This is a genomic window from Streptomyces sp. NPDC001156, from assembly GCF_053598275.1.
In genome coordinates this window covers 1-20,722 of sequence record NZ_JBSFJX010000134.1, presented here as the reverse complement: position 1 = coordinate 20,722, position 20,722 = coordinate 1, and the positions used below count along the sequence as shown (strand labels likewise).

Annotated in this window: 17 protein-coding genes and 1 pseudogene; 16 read left to right on the top strand and 2 right to left on the bottom strand. The window is 68.7% G+C overall.

All coding sequences use genetic code 11. The features are described 5' to 3' along the window. The 10 genes from dnaK to ACWDA7_RS37070 all read left to right on the top strand — a co-directional run. The coding region (gene dnaK / locus ACWDA7_RS37115; protein WP_450610394.1) for a molecular chaperone DnaK at positions 1–1,508 on the top strand (1,508 nt) is incomplete at its 5' end. 10 nt (positions 1,509–1,518) lie between these two features. After that, positions 1,519–2,103, top strand: a complete 585-nt coding sequence (locus tag ACWDA7_RS37110; protein ID WP_450610392.1) for a nucleotide exchange factor GrpE — start codon at positions 1,519–1,521, stop codon at positions 2,101–2,103. Positions 2,104–2,109: 6 nt separating this feature from the next. Continuing rightward, a complete protein-coding gene (locus ACWDA7_RS37105; RefSeq protein WP_450610390.1) occupies positions 2,110–3,048 on the top strand; it encodes a DnaJ C-terminal domain-containing protein in 939 nt (312 codons plus the stop codon). Continuing rightward, positions 3,045–3,419 carry a chaperone modulator CbpM gene (locus ACWDA7_RS37100; RefSeq protein WP_450610388.1) on the top strand — a complete coding sequence of 125 codons (375 nt, stop codon included), beginning with the start codon at positions 3,045–3,047 and terminating at the stop codon, positions 3,417–3,419. The genes ACWDA7_RS37105 and ACWDA7_RS37100 overlap by 4 nt, the downstream gene beginning before the upstream one ends. After that, positions 3,410–6,049, top strand: coding sequence for an ATP-dependent chaperone ClpB (gene clpB, locus ACWDA7_RS37095; protein WP_450610386.1), 2,640 nt, complete (start codon positions 3,410–3,412; stop codon positions 6,047–6,049). The genes ACWDA7_RS37100 and clpB overlap by 10 nt, the downstream gene beginning before the upstream one ends. Continuing rightward, positions 6,046–6,504 (top strand): thioredoxin, encoded by a 459-nt coding sequence (gene trxA / locus ACWDA7_RS37090; RefSeq protein ID WP_450610384.1) that lies wholly within the window; start codon positions 6,046–6,048, stop codon positions 6,502–6,504. Before clpB ends, trxA begins: the two co-directional genes overlap by 4 nt. 6 nt (positions 6,505–6,510) lie before the next feature. Then, positions 6,511–6,771 carry a UBP-type zinc finger domain-containing protein gene (locus ACWDA7_RS37085; RefSeq protein WP_450610382.1) on the top strand — a complete coding sequence of 87 codons (261 nt, stop codon included), beginning with the start codon at positions 6,511–6,513 and terminating at the stop codon, positions 6,769–6,771. Then, positions 6,771–8,552, top strand: coding sequence for an FAD-dependent oxidoreductase (locus ACWDA7_RS37080; protein ID WP_450610380.1), 1,782 nt, complete (start codon positions 6,771–6,773; stop codon positions 8,550–8,552). The genes ACWDA7_RS37085 and ACWDA7_RS37080 overlap by 1 nt, the downstream gene beginning before the upstream one ends. Positions 8,553–8,598: 46 nt before the next feature. Beyond that, positions 8,599–9,096 carry an Hsp20/alpha crystallin family protein gene (locus ACWDA7_RS37075; RefSeq protein WP_450610378.1) on the top strand — a complete coding sequence of 166 codons (498 nt, stop codon included), beginning with the start codon at positions 8,599–8,601 and terminating at the stop codon, positions 9,094–9,096. 711 nt (positions 9,097–9,807) lie between these two features. Then, positions 9,808–10,215, top strand: a complete 408-nt coding sequence (locus tag ACWDA7_RS37070) for an STAS domain-containing protein (RefSeq protein ID WP_450610376.1) — start codon at positions 9,808–9,810, stop codon at positions 10,213–10,215. A gap of 202 nt (positions 10,216–10,417) precedes the next feature. Here the strand turns inward: ACWDA7_RS37070 and ACWDA7_RS37065 are convergent, their stop codons facing one another. Beyond that, positions 10,418–11,833 (bottom strand): HAMP domain-containing protein, encoded by a 1,416-nt coding sequence (locus ACWDA7_RS37065; RefSeq protein WP_450610374.1) that lies wholly within the window; start codon positions 11,831–11,833, stop codon positions 10,418–10,420. A gap of 242 nt (positions 11,834–12,075) precedes the next feature. On the opposite strand from ACWDA7_RS37065, the gene ACWDA7_RS37060 reads away from it, so the two are divergent. Next, the gene (locus ACWDA7_RS37060; RefSeq protein ID WP_450610372.1) at positions 12,076–12,729 is read left to right on the top strand and encodes a response regulator; all 654 of its coding nucleotides are present in this window, start codon (positions 12,076–12,078) and stop codon (positions 12,727–12,729) included. Here ACWDA7_RS37060 and ACWDA7_RS37055 read toward each other — a convergent pair. Beyond that, complete coding sequence (locus tag ACWDA7_RS37055; RefSeq protein WP_450610370.1) at positions 12,707–13,102, bottom strand: response regulator; 396 nt, start codon at positions 13,100–13,102, stop codon at positions 12,707–12,709. The two genes, ACWDA7_RS37060 and ACWDA7_RS37055, sit on opposite strands and share 23 nt — an antisense overlap. Positions 13,103–14,052: 950 nt before the next feature. On the opposite strand from ACWDA7_RS37055, the gene ACWDA7_RS37050 reads away from it, so the two are divergent. The 5 genes and pseudogenes from ACWDA7_RS37050 to ACWDA7_RS37030 form a co-directional block, all read left to right on the top strand. Beyond that, positions 14,053–15,129, top strand: a complete 1,077-nt coding sequence (locus ACWDA7_RS37050; protein WP_450610368.1) for a PP2C family protein-serine/threonine phosphatase — start codon at positions 14,053–14,055, stop codon at positions 15,127–15,129. A 241-nt stretch (positions 15,130–15,370) separates the two neighbouring features. Continuing rightward, positions 15,371–17,062: a SpoIIE family protein phosphatase gene (locus ACWDA7_RS37045; RefSeq protein WP_450610366.1), complete on the top strand. Its 1,692-nt coding sequence runs from the start codon at positions 15,371–15,373 to the stop codon at positions 17,060–17,062. A 147-nt stretch (positions 17,063–17,209) separates the two neighbouring features. Next, complete coding sequence (locus ACWDA7_RS37040) at positions 17,210–18,094, top strand: AraC family transcriptional regulator N-terminal domain-containing protein (protein ID WP_450610364.1); 885 nt, start codon at positions 17,210–17,212, stop codon at positions 18,092–18,094. A 539-nt stretch (positions 18,095–18,633) separates the two neighbouring features. Beyond that, positions 18,634–19,323 carry a hemerythrin domain-containing protein gene (locus ACWDA7_RS37035; protein ID WP_450610362.1) on the top strand — a complete coding sequence of 230 codons (690 nt, stop codon included), beginning with the start codon at positions 18,634–18,636 and terminating at the stop codon, positions 19,321–19,323. A 576-nt stretch (positions 19,324–19,899) separates the two neighbouring features. Next, positions 19,900–20,646: pseudogene (locus ACWDA7_RS37030) on the top strand (IS200/IS605 family accessory protein TnpB-related protein); the annotation flags it as partial. Between the last annotated feature and the right edge of the window lie 76 nt (positions 20,647–20,722).

The following is a 20,722-nucleotide window of genomic DNA, read 5'->3' as shown; positions in this document are numbered from 1 at the left end:
TCACGGAGGCGGTCATCACGGTGCCCGCCTACTTCAACGACGCCCAGCGCACCGCGACCCGTGATGCCGGACGGATCGCGGGACTGGAAGTGCTGCGGATCATCAACGAGCCGACGGCGGCCGCCCTCGCGTACGGCATGGACAAAAAGCAGCACGAGACCGTCCTCGTCTTCGACCTGGGCGGCGGCACCTTCGACGTGAGCATCCTCGACGTCGGCGACGGCGTGGTCGAGGTGCGCTCCACGGCGGGTGACAGCCATCTGGGCGGCGACGACTTCGACCGGCGTCTGGTCGACTACCTCGCGGACGACTTCCAGAAGGAGAACGGCATCGACCTGCGCAAGGACCCGCAGGCGCTGCAACGCCTGTTCGAGGCGGCGGAGAAGGCCAAGACCGAGCTCAGCTCCGTCACCCAGACCCAGGTCAGCCTGCCGTTCATCACCGCCGACGCCTCCGGGCCCAAGCACCTCACCGACTCGATCATGCGGTCCACGTTCGAGCAGATCACCGGCGACCTGGTCGAGCGCTGCCTCGGTCCGGTCCAGCAGGCGATGGCCGACGCCAAGGTCGGCGAGAGCGACATCGACGAGGTCATCCTCGTCGGCGGTTCCACCCGCATCCCCGCCGTCCAGGCGCTGGTGCGCCGGCTGACCGGCGGCAAGGAACCCAACATGAGCGTGAACCCCGATGAGGTCGTGGCCCTGGGCGCCGCGATCCAGGCCGGGGTGCTCAAGGGCGAGGTCAAGGACGTCCTGCTGCTCGACGTCACCCCCCTGTCGCTGGGCGTGGAGACGCGCGGCGGAGTGATGACGAAGATCATCGAGCGGAACACCACCATCCCGGTGCGCCGCAGCGAGACCTTCTCCACCGCCGAGGACAACCAGCCCGCCGTCGACATCGTCGTCCTCCAGGGCGAGCGCGAGCGGGCCGCCGACAACCGGGTGCTGGGCCGGTTCCAGCTCACCGACATCCGGCCGGCGCCGCGAGGCGAACCACAGATCGAGGTCACCTTCGACATCGACGCCAACGGCATCCTCCACGTCAGCGCGCGCGACAAGGACACCGGCAAGGAACAGGGCATCACCATCAGCGAGAGCTCCAACCTGGACCGCAGCGAGGTCGAACGCATGGTCCAGGAAGCCGAAAGCAACCGGGGCCAGGACCAGGCACTCCGCGAGGCCGTCGACGCCCGCAACGAACTCGACGCGATCGCCTACCAGGTCGAAAAGCGCCTCGCCGAACTGGGCGACGCAGCGCCCGCGCACGAAAAGGCACGCGCCGAGATGCTGGTGGCAGAGGCCCGCGACGCGGTCAAGAACGAGGCCGGAGTGGACAAGGTCAGGCCCCTGACCTCCGAACTCCAGCAGGTCTACGCCGGGCTCGCCGCCCACCAGGCCGAAGCCGCGGCGGCGAGTGGTCCGTCGGACACCACCGGGCCGGACGGCTCCGGGCAGGGCGGTGCCGGCGCCGACGAAGACGTGATCGACGCCGAGTTCGACAAGGGCTGAGGTACCCGCCATGCCGATCCCTCCCCAGGACCGATCGTCCGACCTACCGCCCGAAGGCGCCGCACAACCGCCGCAGGGCCACCTGCCCGAGCCCGCGCCGCCGACCACGGAGGCCGAACCGGGGCCCGACGCGGCCACCGGTCCGGCCGGGGTCGAGGACGAGTACGCGGCCGCGCTGAAAGAGGTCGAGGACCGCTGGCGGCGTGCTCTCGCCGATCTGGACAACCTGCGCAAGCGACACGCCAGGGAACTGGACCGGGAGCGCGCGGTCGAACGCGCCCGCACGGCCGCGGCCTTCCTTCCCGTCATCGACAACCTCGAACTGGCCCTGAACCACGCGGGCTCCGACCCCGGGGCGATCATCGAGGGGGTTCGCGCCGTGCGCGACCAGGCCGTGTCCATCCTTGAACGCCTTGGTTACGAGCGTCACGCCGAGACCGGCGTCCCGTTCGACCCCTCCCGGCACGAGGTCGTCGGCGTGGTCCAGGACCCCGACGCCGAACCGAACACCGTGGCGCAGGTGCTGCGCCCCGGCTACGGCGAGGCCGAGCGGCAGCTGAGGCCGGCCGCCGTGACCGTCGCCAAGCGGGAGTGAGCGGCCATGGCACGCGACTTCTACGAGGTTCTCGGGGTCCCACGAGACGCCGACAAGGACGAGATCCAGCGGGCGTATCGCAAGCTGGCCCGCAGGTACCACCCAGACGTCAACAAGGACCCCGCGGCGGAGGAGCGGTTCAAGGAGATCAATGAGGCCTTCAGTGTCCTGTCCGACCCCGACCAGCGGGCCCGTTACGACCGCTTCGGCGAGGACTTCCGGAAGGTCCCCGAGGACTGGGAGGAGCGGGTCGGTGCAGGCGCGGGACCCGGCGGCGGCTTCCGCTGGTCCACCGGAGACGGCCCCCGGGTCCGGTACGCCACCAGCGGCTTCGGCGCGGAGGGCGTCGACGTCGACGATCTGTTCGGCTCGTTCTTCGGGGGCGCCGGACGGGTGCGTGTCCCCGGAGCGGACCAGGAGGCCGAACTGCCGCTCACCGTCGAGGAGGCGTACCGAGGCGGCCGTCGCACCGTCACGCTCGCCGGTCCCACCGGGCAGCCGCGGCGGTACGAGGTCGACGTGCCACCGGGTGTCACCGACGGGCAGCGTATCCGGCTGGCGGGCGAGGGCGGCCGGGGCAACGGTGACGCCCCCGCGGGGGACCTGTACCTGCGGGTGCGGATCCAGCCGCACCCCCAGTTCCGCCTCGACGGCCGGGACGTGTACGTGCAGCTTCCGGTCGCCCCCTGGGAGGCCGCGCTAGGTGCGACCGTGCCGGTGCCCACGCCGAGCGGGGAGACGGCGAAGGTGAGCGTGCCCGCGGGCTCGTCCAGCGGCCGGCGGCTGCGGCTGCGCGGTGAGGGCATGCCGAACCCGCGCGGCACGAACGGCAACCTCTACGCCGAGCTCCGGATCATGGTGCCGCCCAGGCTCAGCGACCGGGAGCGCGAACTGTTCGAGGAGCTCGCCGCCGTCTCCTCGTTCGACCCCAGGAGGACACGATGAGTGACCCACGCGCCGGGGCGCGCCAGGCGTCTCGGCTGACAGCTCCCGCGCCGGCACGGGTCCGGTACGCGATCGTGCCGGTGCCCAGGCTCTCTCTGCAGACCGTGGCCCGCCGCTCCGGCGTCCATCCCGACCTCATCCGCCGGTTCGTCGCTCTGGGCCTGGTCGAGGCCGAGCGCGACGCCGCGGGGCGCCTGGTGTTCGACCTCACGGCACCGGCGGTCCTTGCCCGCATCCAGCGGCTGCGCACCGGGCTGTGCCTCAACTACGCATCCATCGGCCTGGTGCTCGACCTGCTGGACCGCATCAGCCTGCTCGAAGCCGCCCTGCGCCGCCACGGCATGAGGAGTGAAACACCCCCATGGACATGAACCGTCTCACCCACAAGTCCCAGGAAGCCCTCCAGGAGGCCCAGAGCGCGGCCGTCCGCATGGGCCAGACAGAGGTCGACGGGGAACACCTGCTGCTCGCACTTCTCGATCAGGAGGACGGCCTGATCCCACGGTTGCTGCAACAAGCCGGCACCGAGCCGAAGGAACTGCGCGCGGCCGTGCGCGAGGAACTCTCCCGCCGCCCGAAGGTCACCGGCCCCGGCGCGGCACCCGGCCAGGTCTTCGTCACCCAGCGCCTGTCCCGCCTACTGGACGCGGCCGAACGGGAGGCCAAACGCCTCAAGGACGAGTACGTGTCCGTGGAACACCTCCTGCTCGCCCTGGCAGAGGAAGGCTCGGCGACCGCCGCCGGGCGCCTACTCAAGGAGCACGGCGTGACCCGGGAGTCGTTCCTGAGCGCACTCACCCAGGTCCGCGGCCATCAACGCGTCACCTCCGCCAACCCCGAAGTGGCCTACGAGGCGCTGGAGAAGTACGGCCGCGACCTGGTCCTCGAGGCTCGGTCCGGGCGGATGGACCCGGTCATCGGCCGTGACGCCGAGATCCGCCGCGTCACCCAGATCCTCAGCCGCAAGACCAAGAACAACCCCGTCCTCATCGGCGACCCCGGCGTCGGCAAGACCGCCATCGTCGAGGGCCTCGCCCAGCGCATCGTCCGCGGCGACGTCCCCGAGGGCCTGCGCGACAAAACAGTGTTCGCCCTCGACATGGGCTCCCTCGTGGCCGGCGCCAAGTACCGCGGCGAATTCGAGGAACGCCTCAAGGCCGTCCTCAGCGAGGTCAAAGCAGCCCAGGGCAGGATCCTGCTCTTCATCGACGAACTGCACACCGTCGTCGGCGCGGGCGCCGCCGAAGGCGCCATGGACGCCGGCAACATGCTCAAGCCCATGCTCGCCCGCGGCGAACTCCACATGATCGGCGCCACCACCCTCGACGAGTACCGCAAGCACATCGAGAAGGACGCCGCCCTCGAACGCCGCTTCCAACAGGTCCTGGTCGACGAGCCGAGCGTGGAGGACACCATCTCCATCCTGCGCGGCCTACGCGAACGCCTCGAAGTCTTCCACGGTGTCAAGATCCAGGACACCGCGCTGGTCGCCGCGGCCACCCTCTCCCACCGCTACATCACCGACCGGTTCCTGCCCGACAAGGCCATCGACCTGGTCGACGAGGCGTGCGCCCGGCTGCGCACCGAGATCGACTCGATGCCCGCCGAACTCGACGAGATCACCCGCCGCGTCACCCGCCTGGAGATCGAGGAAGCGGCCCTCTCCAAGGAGACCGACCCCGCCAGCAAAACCCGCCTGGAGGAGCTGCGCAGGGAACTGGCCGACCTGCGCGGCGAAGCCGACGCCAAACACGCCCAGTGGGAGGCCGAACGGCAGGCCATCCGCCGCGTGCAGGAACTGCGCCAGGAACTGGAGCAGGTCCGCCACGAGGCAGAGGAGGCCGAACGCGCCTACGACCTCAACCGCGCCGCCGAACTCCGCTACGGCCGACTCCAGGACCTGGAACGCCGACTGGCCGCCGAAGAGGAGCAACTGGCCGCCAAACAAGGGCAGAACCGGCTGCTGCGCGAGGTCGTCACCGAGGAGGAGATCGCCGAGATCGTCGCCGCCTGGACCGGCATCCCCGTCGCCCGCCTCCAGGAGGGCGAACGCGAGAAACTGCTGCGCCTCGACGAGATCCTGCGCGAGCGCGTCATCGGCCAGGACGAAGCCGTCAAGCTCGTCGCCGACGCCATCATCCGCGCCCGCTCCGGCATCCGCGACCCTCGCCGCCCCATCGGCTCGTTCATCTTCCTCGGCCCCACCGGCGTCGGAAAGACCGAGCTGGCCAAGACCCTCGCGGCGACCCTGTTCGACTCCGAGGAGAACATGGTCCGCCTCGACATGAGTGAGTACCAGGAACGGCACACCGTCAGCCGGCTCATGGGCGCACCGCCCGGATACGTCGGCTACGAGGAAGGCGGCCAGCTCACCGAGGCCGTACGCCGCAAGCCCTACTCGGTTGTGCTGTTCGACGAGATCGAGAAGGCGCACACCGATGTCTTCAACACCCTGCTGCAGATCCTCGATGACGGCCGCATCACCGATGCGCAGGGCCGCACCGTCGACTTCCGCAACACCGTGATCATCATGACCTCCAACATCGGCTCCGAGCACCTCCTCGACGGCGCCACCGCCGAAGGGGAGATCAAGCCCGACGCCCGCGCCCTGGTAATGGGCGAGCTGCGCGGGCACTTCCGCCCGGAGTTCCTCAACCGCGTCGACGACATCGTGCTGTTCAAACCGCTCGGCGAGCGGCAGATCGAGCGGATCGTGGAGCTGCAGTTCGACGAACTGCGCAGGCGGCTCGCCGAACGCCGCATCACCGTCGAACTCACCGACGCTGCCCGGGAAGTGATCGCCCACCAAGGCTACGACCCGGTATACGGGGCACGCCCGCTGCGCCGCTACATCTCCCACGAGGTCGAAACCCTCGTCGGACGAGCCCTGCTACGCGGCGACGTCCAGGACGGCGCCACGATCCGCGTCGACGCCGAGCACGGCGAGTTGGTCGTCACCTACGACCAGCCCGAGGCCCTGAGAGAGGAGAGGGCCGCATGAGCACCGCGCGAGAGACGACCGTCAGCTGCCCTCACTGCGGGCGCGCCAACCGCGTGCCCGTGGCCGCCGAGGGCCGCCCGAGGTGCGGCCACTGCAAGCAGCCCCTGCCCTGGATGGTCGACACGGGGGACAACGACTTCACGGACGTGGTCGAGAAGGCCTCCGTGCCCGTCGTGGTCGACCTGTGGGCGACCTGGTGCGGCCCCTGCCGGATGGTCACCCCCGCCCTGGAGGAGGTCGCCACCGACCTCGCCGGACGGATCAAGCTGGCCAAGGTCGACATCGACAACAACCCACGGCTGGCACGGAGGTTCGAGGTCCAAGCTGTGCCCACACTGCTGGTCCTCGACCACGGGGAGACCGTCGCCCGGCAGGCGGGGGCCGCGCCCGCCCCCGTTCTGCGCCAGTGGATAGAACAGTCGATCGCGGGCCGCGAACCGGCCCGGAAAGGGTGATGTCCCATGACCCTGCGCACCGACCCCCACCTCGCCTTCGTACGACCCGTCCGGCCGCATACCGACGGCTGCGAGGAGTGCCTGCGCCTCGGATCCCCCTGGGTCCACCTCAGGCTCTGCCTGACCTGCGGGCACGTCGGCTGCTGCGACTCCTCCCCCAACCGCCACGCACGCCGCCACGCCGCCGCCGACGGCCACCCGATCGTGGCGTCGCTGGAGCCCGGCGAGGACTGGCGGTGGTGCTTCGTCCACGAGGCGTTCGTCTGATGTCCGGCGACGAGACACGGCCGCGCGGCACATCGGCGCCGGACGAGGCGGAGGAGGCCGTCCCCTTCGAGAGCCCGGACGTCTACGGCGCCTATCCCCGCCTGTCGGAAGACCAGATAGACCGCCTCGCCGAGCGCGGCAGGCGACGTGCGGTGGACCCCGGTGACGTACTGATCCGGGAAGGGGAACGCTGCGAGATGTTCTGCGTCGTCCTCACCGGCTCCGTCGCCATCGTTGAGGACTACGGCACACCTGACGAACACCTGTTGCGCGTGCACGGCCCCGGCCGCTTCATCGGCGAACTCGGTCTCCTGCACGGACAGGTGGCCTTCTACACCGCTGTGGTCAGGGACCCCGGAGAAATCCTCGTCCTGTCCATGGATCAGCTGCGCGACTTGGTGACCCGGGACGCCACTTTCGGCGATCTGGTGCTGCGTGCCTGTCTGGGCCGCCGGGCCCTGCTCGTTGGGCAAGGAGCCGGATTCCGCATCATCGGCTCGCACTACTCGGCCGACACCCGGCGGCTGCGAGAGTTCGCCGCCCGCAACCGGCTGCCGCACCGCTGGATCGACCTGGAGACCGACGAGGAGGCCGAGGCGCTGCTGCGCCGCTTCGGCATCGGACCGGAGGAGACACCCCTGGTCATCTGGCGGGACACCACCCTGCTGCGCAACCCCAGCAACGCCGAACTGGCCCGGCTCATCGGCCTGCCGCCGCTGCCCGCCAAAAACGGCTTGGGCGACCTCCTCATCGTCGGCTCCGGCCCCGCCGGCCTCGCCGCCGCGGTGAACGCCGCCTCCGAAGGCCTGAGCACGACCATCGTCGAGGCGATCGCCACCGGCGGCCAGGCCGGGACGTCCTCGCGCATCGACAACTGCTTCGGCTTCCCCTCGGGCATCTCCGGCGCCGAACTCACCGAGCGCGGAGTGCTCCAGGCGAACAAGTTCGGAGCCCAGATCACCATACCGGCGGAAGCGACCCGGCTCGAGCCGCGTGACGACCACTACACGATGATGTTCGCCGACGGAACCGAGATCGCCGCCCGCACCGTCCTGCTGGCCACCGGAGCCCGCTACCGCCGCCTCCACGCACCCGGCATCGAACGGCTGGAGGGCACAAGCGTCCACTACTCGGCGACCGTCTACGAAGCGCAGCAGTGCCACGCCGACCCCGTGGCGGTGGTCGGTGGCGGCAACTCCGCGGGCCAGGCCGTACTGTTCCTCGCCGGATACGCGCCACAGGTCTACCTGCTCGTCCGCGGACCCGATCTCGCCATCCACATGTCCCGCTACCTGATCGACCAGATCGAACGCAACCCACGGGTGCGCGTGCTGCTGCACAGCGAAGTCACCCAGGCGATCGGCGACCAGGTGCTGGACTCGGTCGAGGTGGTCGACCACCGCTCGGGTGAGCGCGACCGCATCGCGGTCCGTGCCCTGTTCGTCTTCACCGGCGCGGACCCGAACACCGAGTGGTTGTCCGGCACGGTAGCGCTCGACACGCGGGGCTTCGTGCTCACCGGGTCCGAGGCCCAGGCCTGCTCCGTCCCCGAACTGTGGCAGAGCCAGGGCCGCAATTGCCTGACCCTGGAGACCAGCCTGCCCGGTGTCTTCGCGGCCGGCGACGTCCGCAGCGGCTCGGTCAAACGGGTGGCCTCCGCGGTCGGCGACGGTGCGATGGCCATCCACTTCGTCCACCGGTACCTGAGCCGCACGGCCACACCCGGCAGCACGGACAGTTCACCTCGAACCCGTCCCAGGGAGTCCGCATGGCTCGCCTGACAAGGGCGGCCGATGAGATCACGAAAAGGAGAAGGAGGCGATGGGCATGACCACGCCCGTCCGGCGTCACGGCGGTGGCGCGATACAGGCCAGGCCCCTCGGCTGGGCCCGCAACCCCCTGACCGAGTTCGACCAACTACTCGGCGAGATGAGCGGCCTGCTCGAATCCACGGTCGGCAGCGCAGCGCCCGCCGCTGCGTGGGCCCCCCTTGCGGACGTCACGGAATCCGACGACGCCTTCCAGGTCGAGATCGAACTCCCCGGCGTCAAGAGCAAGGACGTCAACGTCGAGGCCAACGGCCAGGAACTGGTGGTCACCGGGGAGATCAAGGAAAAGGAACGCAAAGGCGTCCTGCGCCGCAGCACCCGCCGCACCGGATCCTTCGAATACCGGCTCCAGTTGCCCGGAGAGGTCGACACGGACAAGATCACAGCCGACATGAAGGACGGCATCCTCACCATCACCGTCCCCAAGGCCGAGGTCGCGAAACCGCGCCACATCGAGATCAGCGAGGCGAGCGGAAGCGGCCAGAGCAGCGGCTGAAGAACGAACCTGGCGGTGCCGGACATCGATCCGGCACCGCCCGCGTCCGTGAGCGAAAGGCCCAGGAGATGGTTGAGACAGGTTTCTCCTCGTTCAACACCATGGTGGACAAGCGTGCCGCTTCAAAATGCCTTTAGCTTCTGTCCGTACCACATGGCTGGTGGCGCTGGCTGGGGGGAGGGACGGGGGCTGGCCGGGATGACCGTGCCGTCGTTGTGTTTCTAGGGTGGACGCGTTCGTTGATTTGAACAACCGTAGGGCGTCCTGCTGGTCGTGACGCATGTGTACGGGCTGCCGAGGGCTGCCGGCATGGCCGGTCGGGCCCAGGCCGAGTCGACAGGCAACCAGTGAGGTGGTGCGGGAGTCTTTTGATCGAGGACGGCGTCAGTGCCTTTGCCGCGGGGGTCCTGCTGACAAAGAAGTGCCGGCCCGTTTCGATTGCCTGCATGTGGGGGCCGTCACGGACGGCCTGATGCTCGCCTAGCGAGAACCGGGCCATACGCGATGCGTGGTGGCCGACCGCCGTCAGGCCGACTCTGGGCAGCTTCGCTGATCTGCCCTATCTCCAGCGGTGCTTGCGGCCCGTCGGCGCTCTGTCCCCTCAGGCGTCGATATCCCTGCCCTGACCCGTGACCTTGTCTGTCTTCTTCCCGGGCGCACCGAAGCCCGGATCCCCGTAGAGAGCAGTGTCTTAAGAGAGAGGAATCGAAAGTGCCAGCCATCTGCACCGTCTTTGTCGGACCCCGTCCCACCGTGGTGACTGCTGCCGGTGAATTGGACATCGCCACCGCCGTCCACATGGACGCCATCTTTACCGCCGCCAGTAGTGGCACTCAGCCCGACGTCGTCATAGACCTGAGGCACGTCACCTTCCTGGACTGTGCGGGAGCACGTCCTGTGGCCGTTGCCGCGCGCCGAATCCGCGAGGCCGGGGGCTCGCTGACCCTGCTGGCCGAGCACCCCATGGTCCTCAAAGTGCTGCGCCTTCACCGTTTGACTCCTGACAGAGTGTCGTCGGCCGCGTCGGCCGACGGTGCCGTCCCGGCTCAGCACGCCCCCGCCTACCCGCCGGTAGTGCTCCACTGCAACCACCGCTGTCGCCTGCGGTCGGAGCGCTAGGTGACGCCGGCCGCTTCTGACAGGAGACGAAGTGGTAGGTGCGCTATGGCAAGGACGGGATCGGGCCGGGCGACGTCCTGGACGAATCTCGCAGACCGCCGCTGCGCTGCAGCAGGTCGTCGGTCCTCTCGACATCACGCCGCCCCGGGCGGCCTCACAAATCCGTGCGTGAGGGCACCGACGGTCCTGCCCGGCATCGGTCTCACCGGTAGCCGTCTCCTGGCGCCGGGAGAGCATCGCCTTCGCCCACCTCACAGCAATGGGACGGAAGTGACTGCGCCGGTTGCGGCTCCGTCAGGGGAAGGCATGCCCGCAAGGTGCTTCCCTGCCCATCGGGGCTGTGGAGGGTGAGGATCCCGCCCAGGGCCCTTATCCGGTCGGTGAGGCCGACCAGGCCCGAACCGTGCCCCAATACGGCGCCTCCGACACCGTCATCGTGAACGGACAGGTACAGGACGTCGTCGCCGGCCCGCGCACAGACCTGGACGTAGGACGCGTGGGCATGCTTGGCCGTGTTGGCCAGCGCCTCCGAGACGACGTAGTAGGCCGCCACCTCGATCGGCTCGGACAGCCGCCGGGGGGCGTCCACATCGAGTTCGACGGGAACCGGCGAGCGACGAGCCAGAGCCCTGAGCGCCGGGGGCAGGCCACCCTCGGAAAGGACCGCCGGATGAATACCGTGGGAGAGCTCACGCAGATTGTCCAGCACCCCTACCAGCGTATCGGCAGCCCGGACCATCTTGGCCTTCAACTCCGGTTGGCCCGCAGGTACTGCGCTCTGGGCTTCCTTCAGCTCCAGTACGAGCGAGACCAGTTGTTGCTGGGCGCCGTCATGCAGGTCATGTTCGATGCGTCGCCGGGCCTGGTCGGCGGCGGCGAGGATCCTGGACCGTGAGGTGGACAGTTCGGCGTGGCTTTCCTGCAGTGAGTCGGCCATGCGGTTGAAGCTGCGCTCCAGCCCGCCGATCTCGCTGACCCCTGTTTCCGGCGTACGTGCGGTCAGATCCCCGTGGGCGAGTCGGTCGGCCGTAGCGGCCACGTGGCGCACGGGACGCACGATGGCTCGAATGATGTAGCCCGCGAATGCTGTGATGAGCAGCATCGATCCGGTCAGGCCTGCGACGGATGCGGCGACTGCCCGGTCGGCGGTGGCCACGGCGTGTTCCTCACGGGCCGTTACAAGACTCTGCCGGGTGGCCACGATGCGATAGAACTCGTCTCGGATCGGCTCCGCGCGCCAGTCGTCCCGCTCCATTGTGGTGATGCGTTGTCTCGTTGAGGGGTCGTGCTGTGCGGCGCTTGCCCACGGTATGGGGTGTTCGTTGATGTAGGCGATGCCCGTTTGCCGGATCCGTTGCGCTGTGGACCGCTGTTCAGGGTTGATGCCGGCCAGGTGTGTCAGTGCGTCGGCCTCTTTGGGGAAGGCGACCCGGGCGGCCTGCCAGCGCGTGGTGTACTGCTGCTGCCCGGTCAGTGCGTAGCCGCGCGCATCTGTCTCAAGGTTGAAGAACTGGCGCTGTACCTGGTCGATTTCCATGAGCAGTTCTTCGGACTGCTGGGCGTGCTGCTGGGTGGTGCGCAGGTCCGCAATCGAGCGGAGCAGGATGGCGAAGGCCAAGCCGATGAGGAGTATCAGGAGGCTACTCACGACGATCACGCGGCGTGTGAGTCCGTTCCTGGCGCCGGCTGTGCGGGTGGGGGAAGTGAGCTCGTGCACTGGTTCCTCCCTGTCGGTGCGACAGGTCTGTGCGGGCGTGTTACGGGGTGCTCGCCCGACGAGGCTCAGGGACAATGGTAGGCATGAGGCCAGTAAGCTCGGCGTCCGGTTCTCGGGCTGGGCCGAGCGGCAGCGGACCGGCCATGGCGGATCTGCGGATCGTCCTCGCCGAGGACGATGTCCTGCTTCGCGAAGGACTGGCCAGCCTGCTGGAGCGTGCGGGCTGCGCGGTTGTGGGGCAGGCCGCCGATGCCGTCCAGCTGCTCGACATGGTGCGCACAGCGACGCCGGATCTGGTCGTACTCGATATCCGGATGCCGCCCGGACAGGCCACTGAAGGGCTGGACGCAGCTCGCACCATCCGGCAGGAGTTCCCTGACATGGGCATTTTGGTCCTGTCGGCGTATGCCGAGGTGGAGTGCGTGTTGGAACTGCTGGACAGCGGCCACAGCATCGGTTACCTGCTCAAGAGCCGCGTCAATGACGTGCAGGACTTCCTGGAGGCGATGCAGCAGATCGCCAGAGGCGGTGCGGTGGTCGATCCCGCACTGGTGCGGGAGCTGGTGTCCGCCCGTCACAAGGAGGAGCCGCTGGCGGTGCTCAGTGCGCGGGAACGCGAGGTGCTGGAGCTCATGGCCGAGGGCCGTTCCAATGCCGGCATCGCCCGCCGGCTGTGGGTCTCCGAAGGAACGGTGGAAAAGCATGTGCGCAATATCCTGGCGAAATTGAACCTGCCGGAGACCGATGATGATCACCGTCGTGTCCAGGCGGTCATCACGTTTTTGGAGGCCCGATGACCGAGCCACCCCGGTGATCCTCGTCCTCCTCGGCGAGCAGGGCGCGCATGGCATCACCCGACAAACCAGTTTTCGCTATGAAGCCCGCTACGGTGCTCTCCTCGATCAGGTCGGCATAGTCGTCCTCGGCGTGGTTGGAGACCAAAATGACCCGCGGAGGAGACGGGCCGGTATCGCGCTGCAGCCGGCGGGCCAGGTCCAGGCCGCTTTCGGCACCTAGATAGATGTCCACCAACGCCACCTCCGGCTTGAGGTGCTCAGCCTGTCGCAACGCCTGCGTGCTGTCGGATGCCACTGCCACCACTGCAATGCCCTGGCCCTCGAGCAGACGGCGGGCAGCTTCGAGGAAGCGCGGGCTGTCATCGACAATCATGCAGCGGAGCATGTGGCCAGCCTCTCAAGGTGATGTGCCCGCCGGCATTCCCGCTACCTGTACTCCGCGTATCACCTCCTGCGCCCGCCGGGATGCCGCCTTCGTAGGGGAGAACGCGCACTGGGGCTTTGACGCTGCCCCTCTCCCCAAGGCGGACCCGCGGGCCCTTGTTCTGTTCGTCACCACTGCTGCCCCGCCCGGCAAGGTCTCGCCCAGAATTACCTTCTTCGCAACCCCGGGCTCGGGACTCCGGCTTCTGGCCCCGCAATGATTTATGCCCCCGGCAAAAGGCCGGGGCCCCGGGCGGTGTCACCTGGTCGGAGGCACCGGTAGACCGGCGATACGGGCAGGTGCTCTGGATTCTCGGGCCGAAGCCCATTCAATCCCCAGTGCAGCATCCCGGACTGGGGGCAGCTTGCGGCACGGATATAAACGCCGCGGACGCTGCGGAAGCAGCGTGTCCCCCAGGTGATCCGACACGATGCAGCGGACTCGGCGCAGCGAGGGATCAAGGCTCAAATGATGCCACCAGGCCGGGCGTCAGCGGCCAACCACCTTATTGTGTCAGCCATTGTCGGCGCCTGGTTTTCGGATTCTTAACGCGTTGCGCCTTGACCCGGTCCTCCTCGCGTCGCATATTGGAGTCCGCATACCGGAAACAATCTCTCGCGATACGGCAAGAATGCGCCAAGGATTCGGTAAGAGCGACAGATCCGCTCTGTTGAATCAAACGGGCTGGATGATCTCCGCCACCGCGCGCTGCCCCTCAGGGGCAAAGAGCGCGCGCCCGCTTCACCCTCGCAGGACCACCCATGAAATTCCTTGCCAGCGGTGTCTCAGCGCCGGATCCCGACGGCCGCGAGGTCTGTCCGGCACAGCAACGGAAAAGGCGCTTTCGGCCTGGCCTCCCAGGCAGCAGCCGGGCACCGGCCGACGGCACCCGAGCGCAGGTGGCGCTTCCCGTCCTGCTGATCGCGGCGATCACCCTTGTGGCATCCGTCGCCCCCCTGGCCATTCACCTCTCGCCACTCCTTGTGGCGGCCCCCACCTGCACCGCGGCAGTCGCACGGACCCGGCTCACGGTCGCCATGGCCCTGGCCGCCAGTGCGGCAGTGGTCCTCGTCGACTGGCACGACGATCTGGTGCACACGCCTCTGCTGCCCATACACATCGGCGCTCTGCTGGCCGTCTCCGGTTTCGCCATCGCCGCCCGCGCCCTGCACGACCGCGACCTGAGAGAACTCACACAGGTACGAGCCGTGTCCGAGGCGGCCCAGCGGGTCCTGCTGCGGCCCCTCCCCCGCACACTGGGCTCCTTGCGGATCGCGTCGATGTACCGGGCGGCCACCGCGCACGCCCTGGTGGGCGGCGACCTGTATGCCGCCGCCCGCACCGGCCGCACCAACCGCATCCTGATAGGCGACGTCCGCGGCAAGGGCTTGCCGGCCATCGAGGACGCCTCCGCACTCCTTGGTGCTTTCCGCGAGGCTGTCCACGAGCACGAAACACTCCCGCAGTTGGCGGCCGCTCTGGAGCGCAGCGTCCGCAGACACCTGGCCGAGACGGCCGAGAGCGATCCCGACAGCGCCGAGCACTTCATCACCGCCGCACTGGTCGAACTTCCCGACGCGGAAGAGACGATCAGGATCGTCAACTGCGGGCATCCCCCGCCACTGCTGAAGAGGCGCGACCGAACAACCCTCCTGTGGGGCAGTCGGCCCGCTCCACCACTTGGCCTGGCCGGAACCACAGCCGACGCATTCCCCCTCGACACCTTCGCGTTCGTTCCCGGCGACACGCTGCTGCTCTACACCGACGGGCTCGTTGAGGCCCGCAACGCCGCCGGGAACTTCTATCCCTTCCCTGAACGCGCCGCCACATGGGCCTGGCGGTGCCCGCACATCCTCCTGCGGCACATCAGCCAGGACCTCAAGAGCTATGCAGGTGGGCACCTGAACGACGACCTGGCCATGGTGGCCGTCCACCGCCCCGCCCACGCACCCCACACCCCGGAGACCACCGCATGACCGTGGAAACGGCAAACACCCCACAACCTCCCACACGCAGCCCTCCCTGCCCGCTTCGACGACCCGTGGAAAACGACAGACCCACCCCCTACGCGTGCATGCCGGTCCGGCCCGCTGCGCCGGCCCGGCCGACATACAGGCAACGCAACTGATGCCGCTGCCGCCCCCGCAAGAGCCGGCGGCGACCTGAGCGGACGGACACGCCGCACCACACGCCAACCACAAAGGGACAGTGACCACCATGAGCACTGCACGACGCCTGCCGTGGCAGCCGGTCTCCTTGCTCGCCCTCTACCTGGGAGCGACCTGCGCGGTACAACTGCGCGCATCCGCAGGCGGTCTGGTCCGCTGGTCCGACTACTCGGTCCTGGCGCCCCTCGCGGCCGCCGCCCTGCTTCCCCTACGACGCACCCTCACCATCGGGGTGGCAACGCTGCTGGCCAGCGTCGCCGTCTACGGCTTCGCCATCCGCGGGGTGTCGGAAGGGGGGCGCACCGTCGTGATCGCCTCGGCGGTGCTGTCCCTCGGCCTGAGCATCGTCATCTGCCGGGCACGCCTACGCCTACAGCCCCACCCCCCTGCGGCAGGGCCCGGACAGCGCGCCGACACGGCACCCCTGGACTCGGATGTGCAGCAGACGCCCCCCATGCCCTCCCGCGACACACCTCCGCCGCCGGTGACCTACCTTCCACCGGACCTGCTCCCGCAGCCCGCAGCGGTCGAACACGCCGCCTGGTGCACGACCGCCGACGACACAACACGGCCCCAGGCCTACTGGCTCGATGTCCTACCCCTGCCGGCCGCCCGCGTTGCCCTCGTTGCGGGATCCGTCCCCAACGGCGGGGATGCCGCGCCCGCCGTCGCCGCCGAACTTCGCGTCGCAGTCCGCGCACTGGCCGACATAGACCTGCAACCGGAGGAACTCCTCACCCACCTGGAGCACGTTCTGGCCCGGCTACGACCCACCACCGCGCGCCGCCACGCTGACGCGCCCGAGATCACCGCGAGGTGCCTGTATGCGGTCTACGACCCCGTGACCGCCCGCTGCACCCTTGCCAGCGCCGGCTATCCCGCACCCACCGTCGTCCTGCCCGAAGGCGTGGCCACAACGCTCGAGGTTCCTACCAGCCCGCCGCTCGGGCAGATGCAACCGCACACCGAGACCACCGAACTCGACCTCGCGGAAGGCAGCGTCCTCCTGCTGCCCGCACACACCACGGCACCACCCGACCCGCCGGCCAAAACCGAGGGGGCTGTACTGACCAAGGAGGGCCTTGGATCCCAGTCCTGCCTGAACACGATCTGTCAGTCCGCCCTCGATGCCCTGCTGTCCGAAAGGCACTACGCCCACGCCGGTGTACTCGCCGCCCGCACACGCATGCTCGGCAGCAGCAACGTCGCCGGCTGGGACCTCGCAGCCGACCCTGCCGCCGTCTGCGAAGCCCGCAAGCACGTCTCGCAGACACTGGCCGAATGGGGCCTAAAGGACACCGCACCCACCACCGAACTCATCGCCAGCGAACTCGTCACCAACGCCGTGCGCCATGCCTGTCCACCGGTCCGGCTGAGTCTGATCCTCCACGGCACAGGACTGACCTGCGAAGTCTCCGACGGCAGCAACGTCTCCCCGCACCTACAGCGAGCCCGTACCCTCGACGAAAGCGGCCGAGGCCTGTTCATCGTCGCCCAGCTCACCCACCGCTGGGGCACCCGCCACAACGGCCACGGCAAGACCATCTGGGCGGAAGAGCAACTTCAACCAGCAAACGACACCCACACCGACGGACACACCCTCGCAGCCCACCCGGGCTCCCGGCCCACTGCCACCACTCCCCACCCCGCACACGGCACCGACCACCCGCCCACCGGCCCCACCCCCAAAGGCCCTGCGGCCGCGCACCGCCAGACCTCCCCCATCGCCCGCCCCGCATGAAGCAGCCATGCCTCCCCTGCCGTTCCTCCCACCGCCACCGACCGGATCGACCTCGACCGCAGGAGTCCGCCTGGGTCTCTGCCCGACGGGCCGCCTGACCATCCCCGACACCGCGCCCCCCAAGGCACCGGCCGAGGGGGCTTGAGGATGGAACCCCTCCAAGAGCTGCGGACACTGATCCTCGAACACGTCGGGGACGACCGCCGCAGGGCCACGATCGCGGACGGCGTGAGCGTTGCCGTCGTCAACGAGCCGACACCCCCGGTCGTCGCCGCCATGCCCGGCCCGACCCTGGCGATCGTCGCTCAGGGCACCATGCGCACCGTACTCAACGGCGAACCCTACGAGTACGGCGCGGGCACGTATGTGATCGCCTCACACAACCTGCCCTCGACCAGCCAGGTCGTCCAGGCGGATCCCGACAACCCGCTCGCGATCTTCATCATGGGCCTCCGACCACAGGCCATCGCATCGCTGCTGCTGGAGACGGCCGGCACCCCCGCATCCCCCACCCACCGGGAACTGGCCATCAGCGACGCACCCCCGAAGCTGCTCGATCCTGTCGTGCGACTGCTACGAGCCGCCCGCTGCCCGGACGATCTGCGGGTCCTCGGCCCGTCATACCAGCGGGAAATCCTGTGGCGACTGCTCACCGGGGACCACGGCGCGCTCACACGGCAGATCGGCCGGGCCGACGCTCTCACGCACACCAGCAGCGCCATCGGCTGGATCCGCGAGCACTACCACGAGCCGCTCAGCATCGCCGCCCTCGCCCGGCTCTGCGGTATGAGCCCATCCTCCTTCCACCGGCACTTCCGCGCAGCAACGTCCCTGACACCGCTGCAGTTTCAAAAAACCATCCGCCTGCAGACCGCCCGAACACTTCTGTGGACCCGCTCGGGAAGCGTCGCAGACATCGCCCACCGCGTCGGCTACGAAAGCACATCCCAGTTCAACCGTGAATACCGAAAAAAGTTCGGAACCTCTCCGGGACGCGACACACCGGGACATCGTTCCCCCGGCCAAGCTTGAGGACCCAACCCCAGCGCCCGGGGCGGATCCCCATCCTGCGGTCCCCTCGATGCGGCACGCCCACGTTCCACCAGGCACCAGGCACAACTGACACGCGTTCGCCGATCCCGAGGTACTGAGGCGGCTGCGCAGGCGCCGCCCGAGGCAGGTCACGGACAAGGACGCAGACCCATCCGCCAAGCGATGCCGCACCTGGCGAGCGGGACCGGTCGCGGCCCTCTCCCGGGAAGCGGGAAAACAAGAAGTCGGCAGGATCGTGCACACGGGGAGCAGGATCGTTCTCACTGGCCCGCGTGACAGCCTGCTGGAATGGATCCGCAAAGGGGGCAGTTGGTCCTGGGCTCTTGAAGAACCCGGCATCAGCGTCGTGCTGATGCACCTGCATGAGCAGACCCCCTCCCCCACAACGACCGGAAAGCGGTCGCTCACCTGAACCGTCGGCACACCGGCCCGGACAGGGGATGCGACAACCACCCCACCTCCGGGAGGTGGTTCCTGGCGCGCCCGGTGAGCCACACCTATGAATCCGAGGAACGGCAGTGACTTCGACCGTCGACGCACCCATGGCTGACGTCCGGGACATGTACATGGCCCACACCGCATTGCGCCGCGAATTCCGGCTCCTCCCCCAGCTGATCCGGGACGTCGCACCAGGCGACACCGCACGCACCGACGTCGTAGCCGCGCATGCGGAACTCGTGTGCCGGATCCTGCACATACACCACGAGGGTGAGGACCTCCTGCTGTGGCCCAAGCTCCTCCAACGGGGAGGCGAGGAGGCCGCGTCCATCGTGCCCATGATGGAGGAGCAGCACCACAGCATCGACAGGGCTCATGCCGAGGCAACCGGGCTCCTGCCTGCCTGGCGCTCCACCGGGCGGGGCGGTGAGGAACTCGCCGGCACCTTCGAGGCACTGCTGGCCGTACTCCTGGCACACATGGCCACCGAGGAGAAGTGGGTGCTGCCGCTGGCCGAGAAGCACGTCACCGCCGCCGAATGGAGAGAGCTCGGCGAACACGGCATGGCCGCGATCCCCAAAAAAGACCTGCCGCTGGCCTTCGGCATGGCCATGTATGAAGGTGACCCTGCCGTCATCAAGGCAGTGCTTGCCCACGCGCCGCTACCCGTCCGCCTGCTGATACCAGCCCTGGGACGCCGCCGCTACGCCGCCCACGCACGGCGGGTCCACGGAACGACCAGGCCGGCACGCATGGGCACCCTCAACTGAAGACACGCAGGAAGCAACACCAGTGCCCCGACACCCCACCAACCCAGAATCCACACCTGGTTTGACGAAAGACAGTCTTGGTGGCACGGGTGGAGATCTTCTCGGAGAAGACCCGGGCCACCCGGCCTTCGGCGGCTCAAAGACGTTGCGGCTCTCGCCAAAAGGTGTCGGGGCGCGCCGCTCGCTCTCAGTACGACCGAAGGCCGTAGCAAAGACAGCAGCACGGTGGGGCAGGACCTGTACACCCCACCCCACCACCCCCCACCGCGTGGTGGGCACTACGCCACACGGGATGGACACCGAATCGCCCCGATGGCGATCCGGCTACCCCTGCCCTGCTCCGCAGGAACCCGATTCCTCCCCGTGGATAACCGAAGGTCGGGGCATCCTCGAAGGAATCCGGTGGGGGTTGGGAGCTGTTCGGTTTCGGATGTGCAGGAGTGTGTGTGAGTGCGCACCAGCATGTACCTGTTCGTGGTGTTGCAGCGCGCACGACGCTTGGCGGGCTCTGAATGTCAGTGCCGGCCGGTAGCGTTCTTCCTGTTGCTGATCAAGCGTTGGGGAGGGGGTACATCGATGCGTGGTGAGTCGCTGCGCACGATCGCTGCCCCCTTCGTGGCCGTCGGCCCGTCCGGTGTGGCGATCCGCACCCGTCTCAAGGGCCTCACGCCGGACGACGAGCAGGTGTTACGTGTGGTCGGCGCGCATCTGGGGTCGCTGGCCTCGAAGGATCTCAAACGCCGGTGCGCTGAGGGCCTGGAGCACTCCGCGGATACGTGGGCGGGGCGCAAGCGGGCCCTGACCGACACGTCGTCCTCGCGGTGGGCCGGGAGCATCACCAAGGCCACCCACGATCAGTGGGCGCTGTCCAGGCGCGCCCAGCTCGCGCACATCCACAGCCTTGAGGCCGGCATCAAGACGATCGCGCACCGGTTGTCGCTGCCGGTGGGCGAGAAGGGCGCGAAGCGGGCGCCGGGCGGATACCGCACCCGGCAGGAGTGGTTCCAAAAGACCCGGCGACTGCATCTGCTGAAGGATCGGCTGGAGCGGGAGCGGGCCGATCACGAGGTGGGGCGGGTGCGGGTCGTGCGGGGCGGTAAACGCCTGCTCAACACCCGACACCACCTCGAGGCGGCGCAGCTCGCCGGGCACGCGTGGCGGCGTCGTTGGGAAGCGGAGCGCTGGTTCCTGCAGGCGGACGGCGAATCGGGCAAGCGGTTCGGCAATGAGACGATCCGCGTCACGCCTGAGGGCGAAGTGTCACTGAAGCTGCCTGCTCCGCTTGCCCACCTGGCGAACGCCCCGCACGGCCGGTACGTCCTCGCCTAATGGGACTTGCCGGGTCGGAGAGACTCGGTGCCGTAGCCGCCAGCAGGTGAGCACTACCCTCGCCGGAACC

Excerpts from the sequence above, each read along its gene's own strand:
- ACWDA7_RS37110 (WP_450610392.1), top strand. The coding sequence starts at position 1,519 with ATGCCGATCCCTCCCCAGGACCGATCGTCCGACCTACCGCCCGAAGGC.
- ACWDA7_RS37105 (WP_450610390.1), top strand. The coding sequence starts at position 2,110 with ATGGCACGCGACTTCTACGAGGTTCTCGGGGTCCCACGAGACGCCGAC.
- ACWDA7_RS37100 (WP_450610388.1), top strand. The coding sequence starts at position 3,045 with ATGAGTGACCCACGCGCCGGGGCGCGCCAGGCGTCTCGGCTGACAGCT.
- clpB (WP_450610386.1), top strand. The coding sequence starts at position 3,410 with ATGGACATGAACCGTCTCACCCACAAGTCCCAGGAAGCCCTCCAGGAG.
- trxA (WP_450610384.1), top strand. The coding sequence starts at position 6,046 with ATGAGCACCGCGCGAGAGACGACCGTCAGCTGCCCTCACTGCGGGCGC.
- ACWDA7_RS37085 (WP_450610382.1), top strand. The coding sequence starts at position 6,511 with ATGACCCTGCGCACCGACCCCCACCTCGCCTTCGTACGACCCGTCCGG.
- ACWDA7_RS37080 (WP_450610380.1), top strand. The coding sequence starts at position 6,771 with ATGTCCGGCGACGAGACACGGCCGCGCGGCACATCGGCGCCGGACGAG.
- ACWDA7_RS37075 (WP_450610378.1), top strand. The coding sequence starts at position 8,599 with ATGACCACGCCCGTCCGGCGTCACGGCGGTGGCGCGATACAGGCCAGG.
- ACWDA7_RS37060 (WP_450610372.1), top strand. The coding sequence starts at position 12,076 with ATGGCGGATCTGCGGATCGTCCTCGCCGAGGACGATGTCCTGCTTCGC.
- ACWDA7_RS37055 (WP_450610370.1), bottom strand. The coding sequence starts at position 13,102 with ATGATTGTCGATGACAGCCCGCGCTTCCTCGAAGCTGCCCGCCGTCTG.
- ACWDA7_RS37045 (WP_450610366.1), top strand. The coding sequence starts at position 15,371 with ATGAGCACTGCACGACGCCTGCCGTGGCAGCCGGTCTCCTTGCTCGCC.
- ACWDA7_RS37040 (WP_450610364.1), top strand. The coding sequence starts at position 17,210 with ATGGAACCCCTCCAAGAGCTGCGGACACTGATCCTCGAACACGTCGGG.